Annotated in this window: 18 protein-coding genes and 1 pseudogene; 8 read left to right on the top strand and 11 right to left on the bottom strand. The window is 69.1% G+C overall.

What is annotated here, in order from left to right; all coding sequences use genetic code 11:
• The first annotated feature begins 18 nt into the window (after positions 1-18).
• Complete coding sequence (locus ACWEIJ_RS28645) at positions 19-657, top strand: DedA family protein (protein ID WP_449840338.1); 639 nt, start codon at positions 19-21, stop codon at positions 655-657.
• Here the strand turns inward: ACWEIJ_RS28645 and ACWEIJ_RS28640 are convergent.
• Complete coding sequence (locus ACWEIJ_RS28640; protein ID WP_449840337.1) at positions 654-1,223, bottom strand: TetR/AcrR family transcriptional regulator; 570 nt, start codon at positions 1,221-1,223, stop codon at positions 654-656. The genes ACWEIJ_RS28645 and ACWEIJ_RS28640 overlap by 4 nt on opposite strands.
• Before the next feature lie 190 nt (positions 1,224-1,413).
• Between ACWEIJ_RS28640 and ACWEIJ_RS28635 the strand changes: the two genes are divergently transcribed.
• Positions 1,414-1,932 (top strand): lytic polysaccharide monooxygenase auxiliary activity family 9 protein, encoded by a 519-nt coding sequence (locus ACWEIJ_RS28635; RefSeq protein ID WP_449840336.1) that lies wholly within the window; start codon positions 1,414-1,416, stop codon positions 1,930-1,932.
• A gap of 1 nt (position 1,933) precedes the next feature.
• Here ACWEIJ_RS28635 and ACWEIJ_RS28630 read toward each other — a convergent pair whose 3' ends face one another.
• From ACWEIJ_RS28630 to ACWEIJ_RS28610, 5 genes are all read right to left on the bottom strand, one after another.
• Entirely contained in the window at positions 1,934-2,341 is a 408-nt protein-coding gene (locus tag ACWEIJ_RS28630; protein WP_449840335.1) for a DnaJ family domain-containing protein, read from the bottom strand.
• Complete coding sequence (gene pip / locus ACWEIJ_RS28625) at positions 2,338-3,249, bottom strand: prolyl aminopeptidase (protein WP_449840334.1); 912 nt, start codon at positions 3,247-3,249, stop codon at positions 2,338-2,340. Before pip ends, ACWEIJ_RS28630 begins: the two co-directional genes overlap by 4 nt.
• A 14-nt stretch (positions 3,250-3,263) precedes the next feature.
• Positions 3,264-4,160 carry a hypothetical protein gene (locus ACWEIJ_RS28620; RefSeq protein ID WP_449840333.1) on the bottom strand — a complete coding sequence of 299 codons (897 nt, stop codon included), beginning with the start codon at positions 4,158-4,160 and terminating at the stop codon, positions 3,264-3,266.
• Positions 4,161-4,280: 120 nt separating this feature from the next.
• Positions 4,281-5,480 carry an MFS transporter gene (locus ACWEIJ_RS28615; protein ID WP_449840332.1) on the bottom strand — a complete coding sequence of 400 codons (1,200 nt, stop codon included), beginning with the start codon at positions 5,478-5,480 and terminating at the stop codon, positions 4,281-4,283.
• Positions 5,481-5,484: 4 nt separating this feature from the next.
• The gene (locus ACWEIJ_RS28610; protein ID WP_449840331.1) at positions 5,485-6,474 is read right to left on the bottom strand and encodes an ABC transporter substrate-binding protein; all 990 of its coding nucleotides are present in this window, start codon (positions 6,472-6,474) and stop codon (positions 5,485-5,487) included.
• A gap of 79 nt (positions 6,475-6,553) precedes the next feature.
• Between ACWEIJ_RS28610 and ACWEIJ_RS28605 the strand changes: the two genes are divergently transcribed.
• The 6 genes from ACWEIJ_RS28605 to ACWEIJ_RS28580 all read left to right on the top strand — a co-directional run bounded on the left by ACWEIJ_RS28605 (position 6,554) and on the right by ACWEIJ_RS28580 (position 12,226).
• Positions 6,554-6,904 carry a hypothetical protein gene (locus tag ACWEIJ_RS28605; protein ID WP_449840330.1) on the top strand — a complete coding sequence of 117 codons (351 nt, stop codon included), beginning with the start codon at positions 6,554-6,556 and terminating at the stop codon, positions 6,902-6,904.
• A gap of 103 nt (positions 6,905-7,007) precedes the next feature.
• Entirely contained in the window at positions 7,008-8,075 is a 1,068-nt protein-coding gene (locus ACWEIJ_RS28600; RefSeq protein ID WP_449840329.1) for a PLP-dependent cysteine synthase family protein, read from the top strand.
• Positions 8,072-9,241: an MFS transporter gene (locus ACWEIJ_RS28595; protein ID WP_449840328.1), complete on the top strand. Its 1,170-nt coding sequence runs from the start codon at positions 8,072-8,074 to the stop codon at positions 9,239-9,241. Before ACWEIJ_RS28600 ends, ACWEIJ_RS28595 begins: the two co-directional genes overlap by 4 nt.
• Positions 9,242-9,358: 117 nt before the next feature.
• On the top strand, positions 9,359-10,288 hold the full coding sequence (locus ACWEIJ_RS28590) for a C40 family peptidase (RefSeq protein ID WP_449840327.1): 930 nt from the start codon (positions 9,359-9,361) through the stop codon (positions 10,286-10,288).
• Between the two features lie 265 nt (positions 10,289-10,553).
• Positions 10,554-11,498 carry an NlpC/P60 family protein gene (locus ACWEIJ_RS28585; RefSeq protein WP_449840326.1) on the top strand — a complete coding sequence of 315 codons (945 nt, stop codon included), beginning with the start codon at positions 10,554-10,556 and terminating at the stop codon, positions 11,496-11,498.
• A gap of 170 nt (positions 11,499-11,668) precedes the next feature.
• Positions 11,669-12,226, top strand: coding sequence for a LysM peptidoglycan-binding domain-containing protein (locus ACWEIJ_RS28580; RefSeq protein WP_449840325.1), 558 nt, complete (start codon positions 11,669-11,671; stop codon positions 12,224-12,226).
• An 82-nt stretch (positions 12,227-12,308) separates the two neighbouring features.
• On the opposite strand, the gene ACWEIJ_RS28575 is transcribed toward ACWEIJ_RS28580, so the two are convergent.
• The 5 genes and pseudogenes from ACWEIJ_RS28575 to ACWEIJ_RS28555 form a co-directional block, all read right to left on the bottom strand.
• Positions 12,309-12,770, bottom strand: a complete 462-nt coding sequence (locus ACWEIJ_RS28575) for a cupin domain-containing protein (RefSeq protein WP_449840324.1) — start codon at positions 12,768-12,770, stop codon at positions 12,309-12,311.
• Complete coding sequence (locus tag ACWEIJ_RS28570) at positions 12,758-13,738, bottom strand: AraC-like ligand-binding domain-containing protein (protein WP_449840323.1); 981 nt, start codon at positions 13,736-13,738, stop codon at positions 12,758-12,760. The genes ACWEIJ_RS28575 and ACWEIJ_RS28570 overlap by 13 nt, the downstream gene beginning before the upstream one ends.
• Before the next feature lie 75 nt (positions 13,739-13,813).
• A pseudogene (locus ACWEIJ_RS28565) lies at positions 13,814-13,901 on the bottom strand (IS5/IS1182 family transposase); the annotation flags it as partial.
• A gap of 53 nt (positions 13,902-13,954) precedes the next feature.
• Positions 13,955-15,160, bottom strand: a complete 1,206-nt coding sequence (locus tag ACWEIJ_RS28560) for a DUF222 domain-containing protein (RefSeq protein WP_449840322.1) — start codon at positions 15,158-15,160, stop codon at positions 13,955-13,957.
• Between the two features lie 409 nt (positions 15,161-15,569).
• A partial coding sequence (locus ACWEIJ_RS28555; RefSeq protein WP_449840321.1) for a TCP-1/cpn60 chaperonin family protein occupies positions 15,570-16,046 on the bottom strand: 477 nt, incomplete at its 5' end.

The raw sequence follows: 16,046 nt of genomic DNA, 5'->3' as shown, positions 1-16,046 counted from the left end.
CGACGGTAGTGTTGAGAGGTGCCGATCCAACAGTGGCTCGAAGCCATTCCGCCTCTGCTCGTGTACGTGGTCGTCGGCCTGGTGATCGGCATCGAGTCGCTCGGCATCCCGCTGCCAGGCGAGATCGTGCTGGTCACGTCCGCACTGCTGGCCTCGCAGCACGCGGAGCTCAGTCCGTTGTGGATCGGCGTGTGGGCGAGCGCGGGCGCCATCATCGGCGACAACTTCGGCTATTTGATCGGCCGGCGCGGCGGACCGCGGCTGTTCGCGTGGATGGGCCGCAAGTTCCCCAAGCACTTCGGCGAAACACAGCTGAGCCACGCCCGGCGGGTGTTCCAGAAACGCGGCGCGTGGGCCGTGTTCTTCGGCCGTTTCGTGGCGCTGCTGCGGATCCTCGCCGGACCGCTGGCGGGTTCGCTGCACATGAACTACGGCAAGTTCCTGGTCGCCAACGCCCTGGGCGGCATCGTGTGGGCGGGCGGCACCACGGCGGCCGTCTACTACCTCGGCGTGGTGGCCGAGAAGTGGCTGAAGGGCTTCTCCTACGCGGGCCTGGCGATCGCCGTGGCGGCCGGTGTCATCGGCATCTTCGTGGTGAAGAGGCGGCTGGCGAAGGCCGGCGAGAAGGCCGACGAGGACGAGGTCACGCTCGCCTAGACCGCGAACGCCTTGATCGTGAGCGCGGCGAACCGGCGTGACGCGGCGACCCGGGCGGCCGGTGCGGCGGTCTGGATGCCGCTGTTCGCCATCAGCACGAGGACCAGGTCGTCCGCGTGGACGTCGGGGCGCAGGCGACCGGCGTCCCTGGCGCGGCGGGTCAGTTCCGCGAGCGACCTCAACGCCTGTTCGCGGCCCGCGGCGAAGTCCATCGCGCCGGGGAAGGCCGACGTGAACGCCGCCGTGAAGCCGCGGTCACGGGCGTGCAATTCGAAGAGCTTCTCGATCACCAGGCAGAAGCCGCGCCACGGATCCGGCTCGGCGAGCCCTTCGCCGACCACGGCGTAGCACGCCCGCATCTGGTCCGCGAACGCCTCGGTGACCAGCACCTGCTTGGTCGGGAAGTGGCGGTACAGGGTGGCGGGGCCGACGGCGGCCCGCCGGGCGATCTCCCGCACGGCCACGTCCAGGCCCTCGGTGGCGAACTCCGCGCGCGCCGCGTCGAGGATGCGTTCGCGGTTGTCCCTCGCATCGGAACGCAACAGGTGAGGCACTTGGTCGCGCACGCTCTCACTTCAGCCGAAACGGACGGGGCGTCCGTCACGTTCGGCCGGTGAAAGCTCTTGCGGTACAAGCATTCGGAGCTCCCGGGAAGGCACACCTTGTGGCTTCCCGATTACGCGCGGTATGGTCTAGACCTTCAACCGCCGCCGCGATGTCACTGCACCTACGCAACATCAAGGCAAAGGAAGTCACATGAAGAATCGACCCAGGTTTGCCGCCGCTGCGGCAGGCGTTCTGGCGGCTCCGTTGGTCCTCGTGGCTCTCCCCACCGGCACGGCGTTCGCGCACGGGTACGTGTCGTCGCCTCCCAGCCGTCAGGCCCAGTGCGCCAACGGCACCTTCAAGGACTGCGGGGCCATCCAGTACGAGCCGCAGTCGGTCGAGGGCCCGAAGGGCCTGAAGAGCTGCAACGCCAACCTGTCGCAGTTCGCCGTGCTCAACAACGACAACAAGGGCTGGAAGGTCACCAGCACCGGGCGCTCCGTCACGTTCCGCTGGACGTTCACCGCCCGGCACCGCACCCGCGACTACGACTACTTCGTCGACGGCCGCAAGGTCGCGAACTTCAGCGGCAACAACCAGCAGCCGCCGGCCACGGTGTCGCACACGGTCAACGTGGGATCCGCGGGCAGGCACAAGGTGCTGGCCGTCTGGAACATCGGCGACACCGCGAACGCGTTCTACTCGTGCATCGACATCAACGCGAGCTGATCTAGTCGGCGCGTGAGGTCCCCTTCCGCTCACGCACCAGCTTCTCGACGTCGAACGGCATGAGGTTCAACGGCGGACCGGACAACGGTTTCCGCAACGCGTCGAGGATCTTCGCGTTCATCTCCTCGATGATCGCGCGGGCCTCTTCGTCGGTCCCGGCCGCCAGGGCACGGGCCCTGGCGGTCTCGGCCTGCCTGCGCAGGACCAGGGAAGGGGGCAGCCCTGCACTGCCCTCTTCCTCCCGCACCTTCCTCTTGAGCCACCAGTCCTCCTCCAGCGGCTCACCCGCACCGGGCAGCGGTTTGCCGGCGCTGGGCAGGTCGTCGAACTCACCGCGTTCCTGCGCTTCGCGGATCTGCCTGTCGATCCACGACTCGAAGCCCATGCCGGGCGGTTTCCGTTGTGTCACGGGGAGAACCTCCTGATCGCGGCCTGCACCGCCGCTGCGAACGCGGGGCTGCCCTTGTGGCCGCTGTCGTCCACAAGGGTCAGTTCGGCGTCCGGCCACGCCTGCGCGAGCCGCCACGCCGTGTCGGCGGGGCAGCTCATGTCGCGCCGGCCGTGGATCAACGCCGCCGGGATGCCCGCGAGCTTGCCGGCGTCACCGAGCAGATCTCCGACGAACCCCAGGTTCGCGTAGTAATGCGCGCAGATCCGCACGAACGCGATGAGGTCGTCGGACGCCCTGTCGCTGAACATGTCCGGTGTGCCGAAGTCCTCGAACGAGAGAACCGTGTCCTCCCACCGCGCCCACTCGATCGCGGCCTGGTCGCGGGCCGTGGGGTCCTCCATCAAGTCCGCGTAGGCGCGCACCACGTCCGGCGCGTTGCCGGCGTGCGCGCTGTAGCGGGCCCACGCCTCCGGGAAGAACCGGGAAACGCCCCGGTACAGCCAGTCCAGCTCGCGCCGGGACGCCGTGGTGATGGCGATCAGGATCATCTCGGTGACGCGTTCGGGGTGCCGTTGCGCGTAGGCGAGCGCGAGCGTGGTGCCCCAGGAACCGCCGTACACCAGCCACTTCTCGATGCCGAGGTGCTCGCGGAGCTGCTCGATGTCGGAGATCAGGTGGTCGGTGGTGTTCACGCTCATGTCCGCGGCCGGGTCGCTCGCGTGCGGCGTGCTCCGGCCGCAGCCGCGTTGGTGGAAGACCACGGCCTTGAACTTCCGCAGGTCGAACGACTTGCCCGCGTTCCTCGCCGGAGCGCCGGGCCCGCCGTGCAGGTGCACGGCGGGCTTGCCCTCGGGGTTGCCGACGATCTCCCAGTAGATCTGGTTGCCGTCGCCGACGTCGAGCATCCCCTGGGCAAATGGCTCCATGATCCCCAGCGTAGCTACACCGTCAGGAGCTTCCAGTTCAGTCCGGCGTCATCGGACCGGTAGACCTCGGCGAACTCCTGACCGGGCCCGCCGCGCACCAGCGTGGCGTGCCGGGCGTCGGAGAACGCCAGGTCCTCGAACGCCGGGCCACCGAGCGTGAGCGGCGTGGCCCACTTGTCGCCGGGACCGCGGTGCACGAACGACCAGTCGCGTCCGGTCGCGGCCACGAGCGCCGCCTCCGGTGAGATCGCGAAGCCCGTCGTGATGCCTTCGCGCGGCGGCACGCTGACGGTCCTGAACACACCGTCCACCGCCTTGCGCAGCTCCTTCGTCATGTTCCCGAAGCCGGGATCGAAGCTGCACAGCGCATAGCGGTCGGCGCCGAGGGTGCCGAGCCGGGTGGCCGAGAAGATGTCACACGGCGGGGTCTCCTCCAGCCAGCCCGCCGGCGACCGGGTCCAGTACCGGTTCTCCTGCCCGAACGTCGACAGCGAGACCTGGCCGTCGGCGATGGCACCGAACGCCTGCCCCTTCACCTCGACGCCCGGCACCGGCTGCCACGAGCCGAACCACAGCTCGCGGTGGAACAGCCGCGACGACGTGCCGTCGTAGATCACCGCGAGGAACCCGGAGCTGTCGAACCCCAGCGCCCCCACGATGCCCTTGATGCCGGACGGTTCCCAGCGGGTGCCGCCGTTGCTGGTGACGAACAGCTGCTCGCCGTCGGTCACCATGCCCGCGGCGTCGTTCGCGAAGACCACCCGCAGCCGGTCGGTCTCCGGGACCGACAGCGGCGGTGTCTTCACCCGAGTCCACGACGCGCCGCCGTCGAGCGTGCGCACGAGCTGCGTGCACTTCGCGGTCGGGCAGAGCGTGTCGACGCCCAGCACCCAGCCGCGGTCAGCCGACACCCATGACGTCGACGCGGGTACCACCCCAGTGCTCGCGTGCGCGACCGACGCCGTCGTTGCGGTCAACAAAAGTGAAATGGCAAGGACAGCAATGCGTTTCCCCCACATCGCCTTCTCCCCTCAAGAGGCTGATTCCCACTCAACACCTCTTGCCCGTGAAGCGGCAACCACCCAGACCGCCACCAGCACGCCGGCGCCACCGCCGAGGACGAACGTCAGCTTCGGCCCGACCGCGTCCAGCAGCAGACCACCGCCGATGTACGAAACCGCTGCGGCGACACCGATCCCGCCGTAGAAGTTGCCGAACACCCTGCCCGTCCGGTCACCGGGCACGAGCCGCTGGATCAGCGTGCTGTGCGCGACGTCCATCGCCGCGATGCCCAGCCCGCGCACCGTCTGCAGCGCGAACGCCGACGCGACACCCCACGCGAGACCGGTGCACAGGTTGCCCGCACTGCTGATCGCGAAGCCGGTGACGAGCAACGCGACCATGCTCAGCCGGGAAGATCCCTTGGCCAGCAAGGCATATCCGGTCAGCAGACCAATGCCCACCGCGCCGAGGACCACACCGGCCACGCTCTCCGGCGCGCCGAACACCACGACGGTCAGCTGCAGCACCGCCACGTCGTCGATCGCCGTGCACGCCACGACTCCGCAGAAGCCGAGGAAGACGATCCGCAACGCGCGGTTGCGCCAGATCTCCCCCAGGCCTTCCCTGGCGTCGGCGAACACGGACTCGCCGGGCAGCGACGGCACCACGAGTCTCGGCAGCCGCAGCAACAACAACGCGGACACTCCGAACGAAACGGCGTCCACGAGCAGAACTCCGCGGGTGTCCAGGAACGTCAGCAACGCGGCGGCGAGGAACGGCCCGATCACGTCGGCGCTGTTGGTGCCGAGCCCCAGCGCGGTGTTCGCCTGCCCGAGGTCCTTCTCGGCCACGAGGCTCGGCACGGCGGCGCGTGACGCGGGGATGAAGATCTGCCCGAGCACCGCGCGGATCCCGACCAGCGCGAGCAGGATCGGCAACGGCGGCAGGGTGAACGCGATGACCGCCAGCAGGACGCCCTGCGCCACCTCGCAGGCGATCATCACCGTGCGGCGGTCGAACCGGTCGCTGATCACGCCCGTCAGCGGGCTCAGCAAAGACGGCGCGAAGTCGCCCACGAGCAGTAGTGCGGCCACCGCGACGGCTTTTCCCAGCACGGACTGCACGTGCAGCATCAGCGTGACCAGGCTGAGCGCGTCCCCGACGACAGAAACGACCCGTGCGGTGCTGAGCACGCGCAACGGGCCGTTCTCCTTCAGCAGCGTCAGCACCCGGTCATCGTGCCAACACCTGTTCGAGCTGGTCAGCCAATTTGTTCATGATCTCGGCGTAGGAGGCGCAGCTCAACGGCGCCACCGCGTTCCACTCGACCAACCGGTTGGCCCGTACGGCGGGCAGCGCCTGGAAGACCGGGTGGCCCTCCTTCATCTGATCCGGGTTCAGCACGTGCTGCCGGGTGTCCCACATGATCACGTGTTCCCGGTAGGTGCCGGAGTTCTCCCACGACAGCGACTGGAAGTAGCCGCCGCCCTCGGTGTCGGGCCGGTCCGGCGTGAGCAACGGCAGCCCGAGCTCCTTCGCGTACCAGTCGAGGTCGGGGTTGCGGGCGGGCACGGCGACGTAGAAGAGCTTCGGGTCGGCGCCGATGACCTGGATCCGCTGGTGCGCGGCCGTCATCTTGGCGCCGATGGCCTTCAGCCGTTCGGCGGCCTTGGTGAACGCCTCCTCGTCGGCCTTCACCTTCGCCGACTCGACGTCCGCGCCGAGTGCCCTGGCGAGCTCGCGGTAGCGCCTGATGCCGTCCGGCAGCCCGATCCTGGACTGTCCGATGCCGACGGTCGGGGCGATCTTGAGGACCTTCTCCTCGAACTCGCCGGTGAGATGCCAGAGCCCGGTGACCTCGGGGTAGTGGCCGGCGACGACCAGGTCCGCGTTCAGCGCGGCGAACTTCTCGAAGTCGATCTCGCCGTAGCCGGGGCCGGTGACGTCGGTGACCTGGCTCGGGTCGATGCTGCCCGCCTCGGGGTCGGTGCTGCCGTCAGCGCGCTTGAGCGGGCCGAACGTGCCGACGACGTTGATCCCGTAGTCCTTGAGCGCACCCGCCGCGGACACCTGCGCGACCACGCGTTCCGGCCGCTTCGGCGCGGTGACCTCCTTGCCGCGGTCGTCGGTGAACGACCACTGGCCGCCCTGCGGTGCCGGGGCGGTCCCACCGCACCCGGCCACCAGGCCGAGCGCCAGAACCGCGGCGACTGTCCTGCGCACTGTCCACCTCCTGAGATTAGGCTTACCTAACCTAGCAAGGACCCTTTACAAGATCTCTCGCACCGGTAGGTTGGTGACCGTGCGGAGCCAACTGACGACAGTGCGTCGTATCGCTGTCGTCGTCGCACTGGCGTTGGTCGCGGTGTTCGTGCTGTATCCGGCGTGCCAGGCCGAGGCCGCCGCCCACCACGGCGCGTACGTGCCCGGCATCTCCGGGGAGTTCTGCCACCACGGCGACGCCCACCACCTGTCCGCCGCAGCGCCCGCCGAGGCCGCCGTTCAGGCCGGCGCCGCCTTCCTCACCGCGCCGGACGTCCACGGCGAGCCCGCCGCGCGTCCCACCGCCGCGGCGTGGTCGTGTCCCCAGCGCTCCGAGCCGTCTCGCTCGGGGCGCGCACTGCTGCTCGATCTCGGCATCTCCCGGACGTAGACCGGCCCGTTCAGCGCGCCGCGACAGGACTTCCCGTGGTCCTGCCGTCGCTGTCGCGCGCCTTCCGAACCGGCCCGTCCCCTCTCCTCTCCAGGGAATCTCCATGTCTGTTCCCGTGCTGGACCGCAACACGCCCGCAGGGATCGTCGGCAACACGCCCGTGTTGTGGATCGACGAGCTCTCCCGCACGTCCACGTCCGGTTTCTGGGCGAAGCTCGAGTGCGCCAACCCCGGCGGCGGCATGAAGGACCGCGCCGCCCTGCACATGATCGGCCGCGCGCTGGAGCGCGGTGACCTGCTCCCGGACGGCCACGTCGTCGAGTCGACCAGCGGCACGCTCGGCCTCGGGCTGGCGCTCGCCGGCGTCGTGCACGGCATCGGGGTGACGCTGGTGACCGATCCCGGCCTGGAGCCGATCATCCGGCGGATGCTCCGCGCCTACGGGGCCACCGTGGACCTGGTGGAAAGCCCGCACCCGACGGGCGGCTGGCAGGAGGCGCGGCGCGCGCGGGTGGCCGAGCTGCTGTCCGCGTTGCCGGGCGCCTACTGCCCCGACCAGTACAACAACCCGGACAACGTGGCCGGGTACGCGCCGCTGGCCGACGAGCTGGCGGCGCAGCTCGGGCACGTCGACGTGCTGGTGTGCGCGGTCGGCACCGGTGGCCACTCCGCCGGGGTGGCGTCGGCGCTGCGCAAGCACTTCCCGTCGTTGCGGCTGGTCGGCGTCGACACGATCGGGTCGACGATCTTCGGCCAGCCCGCGCGGACCCGGCTGATGCGCGGGCTCGGGTCGAGCATCTTCCCGCGCAACGTCGACTACCCGGCGTTCGACCAGGTGCACTGGGTGAACCCCGGCGAGGCGGTCTGGGCGTGCCGCACGCTGGCGTCCCGGCACTACGCGAGCGGTGGCTGGAGCGTCGGCGCGGTCGCACTGGTGGCGTCCTGGCTGGCGCGGACCTCCGCGGCAGGCACGAGGATCGCCGCGGTCTTCCCGGACGGGCCGCAGCGGTACTTCGAGACCGTGTTCAGCGACGAGTACTGCGCCGCGCACGGCTTGCTCGGCATCGTCCCGGCCGCCGACCCGCTGGAGATCTCCTCGCTGGGAGAGCGGGAAGTGCTGTCGTGGACCATGTGCCGGTCCGTTGTGGACCCGCTGGCGGTGACCGCGTGATCACGCAGTTCCGCTCGTTCGACCGAAGCGTGCAGTTGTTGCTGCTCAACCAGTTCAGCATCAACGTCGGCTTCTACATGCTGATGCCGTACCTGGCCGCGCACCTGTCGGTGACGCTGGCGCTGGCCGGGTGGGCGGTCGGACTCGTCCTGGGCGTGCGGAACTTCGCGCAGCAGGGCATGTTCCTGATCGGCGGCACCTTGGCGGATCGGTTGGGGTACAAGCCGTTGATCGTGGCGGGCTGCGCGTTGCGGACCGGCGGGTTCGCGTTGCTCGGCCTCGTGGACGGGTTGCCCGCGTTGGTGATCGCGTCGGCGGCGACCGGGTTCGCCGGGGCGCTGTTCAACCCGGCCGTGCGCGCCTACGTGGCCGCGGATGCGGGTCCACGGCGCGTGGAGGCGTTCGCGTTGTTCAACATCTTCTACCAGACCGGGATTCTGGTCGGGCCGTTGATCGGGCTGGCACTGACCGCGGTGGACTTCCGGCTCACGTGCCTGGTCGCGGCCGGTGTGTTCGCGGTGCTGACCGTGCTGCAGTGGCGGTCGTTGCCCGCGCGGGCCGGCGCGCCGTCGGGTGACTCGGTGCTCGCGGACTGGCGGCTGGTGTGCTCCAACCGGCGGTTCGTGCTGTTCGCGGCGGCCATGACCGGGTCGTACGTGCTGTCGTTCCAGGTCTACCTGGCGCTGCCGCTGGCCTCCGGCTCGGCGGTGCTGACGGCCGTGCTGTTCGCCGTGTCGGGCGTGCTGGCGGTCGTGGGCCAGCTGCGGGTCACGGCGTGGGCCCGCGCGCGGTTCGGCCCGGACCGGTCGTTGACGATCGGCGTGCTGGTGCTCGGCCTGGCGTTCCTGCCCGCCGTCCTCGGCGGCTGGACCGGGTTGATCCTGTGCGCGGCGTTGCTCGCGCTGGGGACGATGGTGGTGTTCCCGTTCGAGATGGACAAGATCGTCTCGTTGTCCGGTGACCGGCTCGTGGCCACGCATTACGGCCTCTACAACACCGTGGTGGGCGTCGGAATCCTGCTCGGCAACCTGCTCACCGGAATCGCGTTCGACGCCGCTGCGCGCGCGGGAGTGCCATGGATGCCATGGCTCGCTCTCACGTCAGTGGGGCTCGGGTGCGCGTGGGCGTTGAAGAAGCTGGCGACCGGCGTGCCGGCGACCACTTGACCGGGAACTGAACCCGGTCGGCCGTCCGGCCGTAGGCCTCCTCAGAAGTCCGACTACGACTGCTGAGGAGGCCGTGTGCCCGGCCGACGTGCTGCAAGGACCACCGCTCTGGCCGCCGTGATCGCCGCGACAGTGGTGTCGCTGCCGTCGGCGCACGCGCAACCGGCCGAGGACGCGCTCAAGACGTACAACGACCTGACGCAGCAGGCCGAGAAGCTCACCCAGGACCACCTCAAGGCCACCGGTGACCTCGCGAAGGCCAACGCGATCGTGGGCATCGCGACGGAGGCGGAGAAGAAGGCGCTGGCCGAGTCGGAGCAGTACCGCGGCCAGGTCGACGTGCTGACCACGGCGTCGTTCGAGGGCGCTCGGCTCAACAACCTGTCGGCGTTCCTGACCTCGACGTCCCAGCGGGACTTCCTGGAGCGGATGCAGGCGATGAACATCATCGCCGCCGACCAGAACGCCGCCGTCACGCGCATGAACGCCACGTTGAACGCCGCCAAGAAGGCGCGGGCCGACGCCACCGCCGCGGCCAACGCGGCGGAGAAGCTGGTCAAGGACGTGACGGCCCGCAAGGCGGCGATGGATGAGCAGGTGACGGCCGCGCGCACCAAGTACCAGTCGTTGTCGCTGCCGCAGAAGCAGACGCTGGCGGCCCCCGGCCCCAAGGTCACCGTGAACGCCCCCGCGGGCGCCGCGGGGGCCGCGCTGACCTTCGCGCTCAACCAGCAGGGCAAGCCTTACGTGTTCGGTTCGAACGGACCCGACTCGTGGGACTGCTCGTCGCTGGTGCAGGCCGCCTACCGGTCCGCGGGCGTGAGCATCCCCCGCGTCACCTACGACCAGGCGAAGATCGGCCGGGCGGTGAGCCGCGCCGAGGTCGCGCCAGGCGACCTGATCATCTACTACTCGGGTCAGTCGCACGTGGCGATGGCCGTGGACGGCGTCCGCGCGGTGCACGCCTCCACCGAGGGCATCCCGGTGAAAGTTGCGAACATCGACTCGATCGGCCCCATTTCGGTGATTCGCCGGGTCGTCGGGTGACGCTTCTCTCCCACCCCGCGATAAACCGACGTAGACGACTGTGAGAGCGTGCTGGCCGGTGAACTGTTGGGGACCCGGTGGTAGACGAACAGAAGGCCGTTCCGTAACCTGTCCGAGACCTTCGGCCCAGCAGTTAACCCACTCGGGGCAGACGCCAAGGTTGCCGCCTTACGCGCAGTAGTTCTCGCGGGGGCGGCTGCCAGGACAAAGGAGGACCCGCGACGTGGTGTCGCAACCCTCACGCCGTACCGCGCGTGGAGCGCTCGTGGCGACCGCAGCTGTCGTGGCCGCGGCTCTCCCCACGGCTCCGGCCACCGCACAGCCTTCGGCCGCCGACGCGCTCAAGAAGTACAACGAGCTCTCCGAGCAGGCCTCCAAGCTCAACCAGGACCACCTGCAGGCCCAGAGCGACCTCGAGGCCAAGCAGCGTGAACTGGAGAAGGCCAAGGGCGACCTCGCGACCGCCCAGAAGGCCGAGGAAGCCCTCCGCGGCCAGGTCGACGTCATCACCGAGTCGACGTTCGAAGGCGCGCGCTTCAACCAGATCTCCGCGCTGCTGGTGAGCGACTCGCAGCAGGACTTCCTCAACCGCATGTCGGCCATCAACATCCTCGCGGCCGACAACGCGGAGGCGATGAAGAAGCTGACGGACGCGGTCAACGCGGCGGACAACGCCACGAAGACGGCCAACGAGGCCACCGAGACCTCGAAGAAGCTGCTCGGCGAGATCGAGCAGAAGAAGGCCGAACTCGACAAGCAGCTCGCCGAGGCGCAGAACCAGTACCGGTCGCTCAGCCAGTCCGTGCGCAACCAGCTCGCGAACTCCGGCGACATGTCGAACATCTCGGTGCCGCCGGGCACCGCGGGCAAGGCGCTCGAGTACGCCCTGCAGCAGCGCGGCAAGATGTACGTCTACGGCTCCAACGGCCCGGACACCTGGGACTGCTCGTCGCTGATCCAGGCCTCGTACCGCTACGCGGGCGTGACCATCGGCCGCACCAGCTACGCGCAGGCGGCCGCCGGTCGCCCGGTCAGCCGCAGCGAGGTCAAGGCCGGCGACATCATCGTGTACTACTCCAGCCAGTCCCACGTGGCGATGGCGGTGGACGGCATCCGTGCCGTGCACGCGTCGACCGAGGGCGTGCCGGTGAAGATCGCCGACATCGACTCGATCGGTCCGATCAGCACCATCCGCCGCATCGAGGGCTGACATCGCTTTTCGTCAGCGCCCCCTTCCCGCCGTTGCCGGGGAGGGGGCGCTTTCGCTTTCACTCCAGTGGGTGCACGTGCCGTCGTGGCCGGGCGAAGTGCGCCACCGTTGACTAGGTTCCGGTTCGGCACCGCCGGTTCAGGCGGTCAACGTCCGAAGTGGAGCGTTCATTGGACACCTTGGAAGCCGGACAGGAACTCACCCGCGGCCAGCAGCTCACCAGCGCCAACGGCTACATGCTGACCCTTCAGTCCGACGGCAACCTCGTTCTCTCGGAGAACACCGGCACGGTCTGGGCGAGCGGCACCGACGGCAAGGGCGCCGTCCGGGCCGCGCTGCAGGACGACGGCAACTTCGTGCTCTACTCGAGCGACAACAACGCGGTCTGGGCCACCAACACCGCGGGCAACTCGGGCTCGCGCCTGGTCCTGCAGAACGACCGCAACCTGGTCGTGATCGGCGGCGACGGCAGCCCGAAGTGGGCGACCGGCACCAACACCGACAGCCCGCAGCCGACCCCGGAAGCCGCAGCCCCCGCCCCCGAGCCGGCTCCGGAGGCGCCACCCGCGCCGGCCGTGCAGACCTACACCGTGCAGGGCGGCGACACGCTGTGGGCCATCGCCGAGCGCTACTACGGCGACGGCAACCGGTACGGCGAGATCGCGTCGGCGAGCGGCATCTCGAACCCGGACCTCATCCACCCCGGTCAGGTGCTGACGATCCCCTGACCCGCGGCGCTGGTCATCTGATTGGGAAACGGCCCGGACCTCTCCCCGGAGAAGCCCGGGCCGTTTCGCGCGCGGCAGCGCTTCACGAGGCGTATTCGTCCGAGATCTCGGTCGCGTAGTTCTGCCAGAGCGGTGTCATGGTCTCGGCGCTGACCGGCTGCCCGGAATCGATCATGGCCTTGAAGTCGCGGAAGTACTGCACGTACAGGTCCGGCGTGAAGGTGTTCAGCATGACCGCGTTCTCGTCGCCGACGTTGGCGAACGTGTGCGGCGCCCCGGTCGGCACGATGACCCAGGTGCCCGGCCCGGCGTCGTAGTGGTCCTCGCCGACGGTGAACCGGAAAGTTCCCGCCAGCACGTAGAAGCCCTCGTCGTGCTGGGCGTGGCGATGCTGCAACGGGCTCGGGGTGCCTGGCGGAATGGTGACCTCGGCGAACCCCAGCCGGTGGTCGGTGTGCTCGCCGTTCTCCAGGATGCGGATCTGCTGCGCCCCGCTGCCGAGGATCTCGCCCTCACCGGGGCGGACGATGTTCACCTTCGCCATGACTTCTCCTGTTGCTGTTGCGTGCCTTGGTCACCACCATCCTTTCCCCGGCCGGCAGTGCGCGTCTTGGTCGTCTGTGCACGGTTGCTGGTCACCAGTGCGCGGGCGTTGTAGCCGTACGTCGCCTTGAAGAGCTTGCTGAAATGAGTGGGATCGGAGAATCCCCACCGGGCGGCCACGGCGGTGACGGTGCGACCGCTTCCGGTCAGCTCGGCTCGGCAGCGCTCCAGGCGGCGACGGCGGATCAGGGCCGCGACGGTGAGCGGCTGGTCCTCGAACAGCTTGTGCAGCCGCCGTACCGAGATGTGGTGGGCGGCGGCGATGCCGGGCGGGGACAGATCGGGATCGGCCAGCCGTGCCTCGATGTAGCCGGTGATCCGGTCCCGCAGCCACTCGTCCGCGGCCGGTCGTTCGTCGCCGAGCCGGGCCTCCAGCGCGACCGCGATCAGCTCGACGACGGCCGCCGCCGACCGCAGCGCCTCCGCCTCCCGGAACGCGCTCGCCGACCGCGCCGACTCCCGGGCCAGCACGGAGACGAGAGCACCTGGGCCGTGACTGCCGTCGATGCGCACGCCGATGAGCCGGTCGATCTGCGCGGGCCGGATCCGCAGCTCCCGACGCGGAATCAGGATGGTGACGTGCGCCGCGGCGGTGCTCTCGAACCGGAGCGCACGCGTGGGATCGAGCAGCACCAGGTCGGCCGGCCCGAGTTCGGCGTCACCGCACCCTTGCTCGATCCGCGTCCGCCCCGAGATCATCACCTTGACCGCCAGGTTCTCGCCGTCGGAGGCGTCGCGCTCGCGCCCGATGCAGGCGCTCTCCGGCGTGCCGAGGGAGACCAGCCGCAGCGGCCCGAGGTCGCAGGTGGCGATCCGGCCCCGGAAGCCGGCCCCGGCCAGCTTGTTGACCAGCGGCGGAAACCCGCTGGCGGCCAGCTCGTCCTGGAACGTCTCAAGGTTGCCGATCACCGATCAACGATAACGGCGGCACTTCCGCTCGGACGCGGTGTTCGGCGGGCACCTGCTCCACCAGGATCTCGTGCACGCGATGGGCGGCGGAGTACAAGACGCCGAACAGCGATCCGATCCGGCGCATCGTGAGGTTGGTGCGCCAGCACGCGGCGACCAGTAACACGCCTGTCAGCGATCACGGCGTCGCGCCTGCCATCGGGTTACGAGGGGCGGTCACGCGACCGTGCTGATCAGGTTGCGTCTCGGTCTTTGCTGCGGGTCGAGCCAGGCGGGCGGGTAGAACGTCGGGATGCCGTGCACCATTTTCACTTCCCACTCACTCTGATGAATGAGCGTGTGATGGTGGCGGCACAGCAGCACGGCATTCTTGACCGACGTATCGCCGCCGTTCGCCCAGTGCTGGATATGGTGCGCGTCGCACTGTTTCGGCGGTCTGCCACAACCGGGGAAAGCACAGCCCTTGTCGCGGGCGACCAGGACCCGGCGGATTCCGGCGGGGAAACTGCGGGTCTTGCGGCCGATGTCCATCGGCTGCGACTTCTCCCCCAGCACCAGCGGAATGATCCCCGCACTGCACGCCAGCCGACGCACCTCCGCGGCCGGGACGCGCTCACCGTTGTCCAGCATGCCCTGACCGAGCTTGCCCACCAGGTCCTCATAGCGCACCGTCACCGTCAGCGTCACCGGCTCACCACCGTGCTCGGGCAACTGATCCGCACGCAGCATGAGATCGACCAGCTCGGCCAGCGCATCGCCCTCGCGCTCGGCACGCGAGCGCGGGTCAGGGCCTTCCTCGGCCGTGGTGGGGCGTGGTTTGGCCAGCGGGTCCAGCAGCGCCTCGTACTTGGCACCGGTGACCTTGTCCAGCTTGGCCCAGATCTCCAGCTGGTCGCCCTTCCAGCGCATCACATGCTGATTGACCTGCCGCGACGGTTCGGCGTCACGTGGTTCCGGATCGTTCTGCAAGAGCGCGTAGACCAGCTTCCGGCCCAACCCCCGCAACGCCACCGGATCGTGCTCGCGAGCGAGACCGACCACGGTCTCCTCGTACTCGGCGGGCAGCTCCTTCATCACCTCGCCGACCACCGCGACATGCTCGACCGACAACGCACCCTCGGCCGCCGCCGACGCGGTCACCGGCAACTCGGGCGCGATCTCACTGCCGGTCGGCGTGATCCCCGACCCCAGCAGCGCGGCATTGGCCACCCACTGCTTGGCGGTATTCCGACTCCAGCGCACCGCATGCTGCAACACGCCCGGCAAATCCTTGTAACCGAGTTCACTCGCGGCACCACGCCGACCCAACTCGGCAATCTTGCGCATCACCGCGTGCTCACGAACCCGAATCTCCGCCACCTCACCGACGAGACTGCTCAGCAGCTCGCCAGTGGAAAGAAGAGGAAGGTCGGATTCGCTCACGTGCTCTACTCTACCGCAAGATCACGAGACAATAACGGATAAATCCGTACACAAAAGCGTGAACCACCGGCCGACCCCTGAAGCGACGGCGAAGCCGAGCCCGAAAAGGCCTAATACCGACCCAGTAAGCGGTATGACGTGACGTACCCGCCCAACGCAACCACGCACGACTGCGATTGGGGCTTGACTTTGGGTGCGAGGTGCTACCGTGCTCGGATCGGCCGGGCTCTTTTCAGCCCGGCTTTTGAAGGCCGACCAGCACCTCGCAAGGGCCCCGAAGTCAAGCCCCAATCGCAATCGTCGCGAAGCGGCGATGAAATGACCCGTCTCGTCATCGACCCATCCGAGAAACCAAAAGGCCCGGCTCGCCGAAGCGAACCGGGCCGTTCAGTCGATCAAGCGGCGGGACTCAGAAGTCCATGCCACCGGCGTCCGGCGCGGCCGGAGCGGCGTTCTTCTCCGGCTTGTCCGCGACGACGGCCTCGGTCGTCAGGAACAGCGCGGCGATCGAGGCGGCGTTCTGCAGCGCGGAACGGGTCACCTTGGCCGGGTCGATGATGCCCGCGGCGACCAGGTCCTTGTACTCGCCGGTCGCGGCGTCCAGGCCCTCGCCCGCGGGCAGGGACTTGACGCGCTCGACCACGACGCCGCCTTCGAGGCCGGCGTTGACGGCGATCTGCTTCAGCGGAGCCTCGACGGCGACCTTGACGATGTTGGCGCCAGTGGCCTCGTCGCCGGTCAGGCGCAGGCCCGCGAAGGCGGCCTCGGCGGCCTGGAGCAGCGCGACGCCACCACCGGCGACGATGCCCTCCTCGACGGCGGCCTTGGCGTTGCGGACCGCGTCCTCGATGCGGTGCTTGCGCTCCTTGAGCTCGACCTCGGTGGC

The organism is Lentzea sp. NPDC004789, assembly GCF_053601075.1.
The sequence above is the reverse complement of the archived record's forward strand: the minus strand, read 5'-3'. Positions and strand labels throughout refer to the sequence as shown.

Excerpts from the sequence above, each read along its gene's own strand:
- ACWEIJ_RS28600 (WP_449840329.1), top strand. The coding sequence starts at position 7,008 with ATGTCTGTTCCCGTGCTGGACCGCAACACGCCCGCAGGGATCGTCGGC.
- ACWEIJ_RS28575 (WP_449840324.1), bottom strand. The coding sequence starts at position 12,770 with ATGGCGAAGGTGAACATCGTCCGCCCCGGTGAGGGCGAGATCCTCGGC.
- ACWEIJ_RS28635 (WP_449840336.1), top strand. The coding sequence starts at position 1,414 with ATGAAGAATCGACCCAGGTTTGCCGCCGCTGCGGCAGGCGTTCTGGCG.
- pip (WP_449840334.1), bottom strand. The coding sequence starts at position 3,249 with ATGGAGCCATTTGCCCAGGGGATGCTCGACGTCGGCGACGGCAACCAG.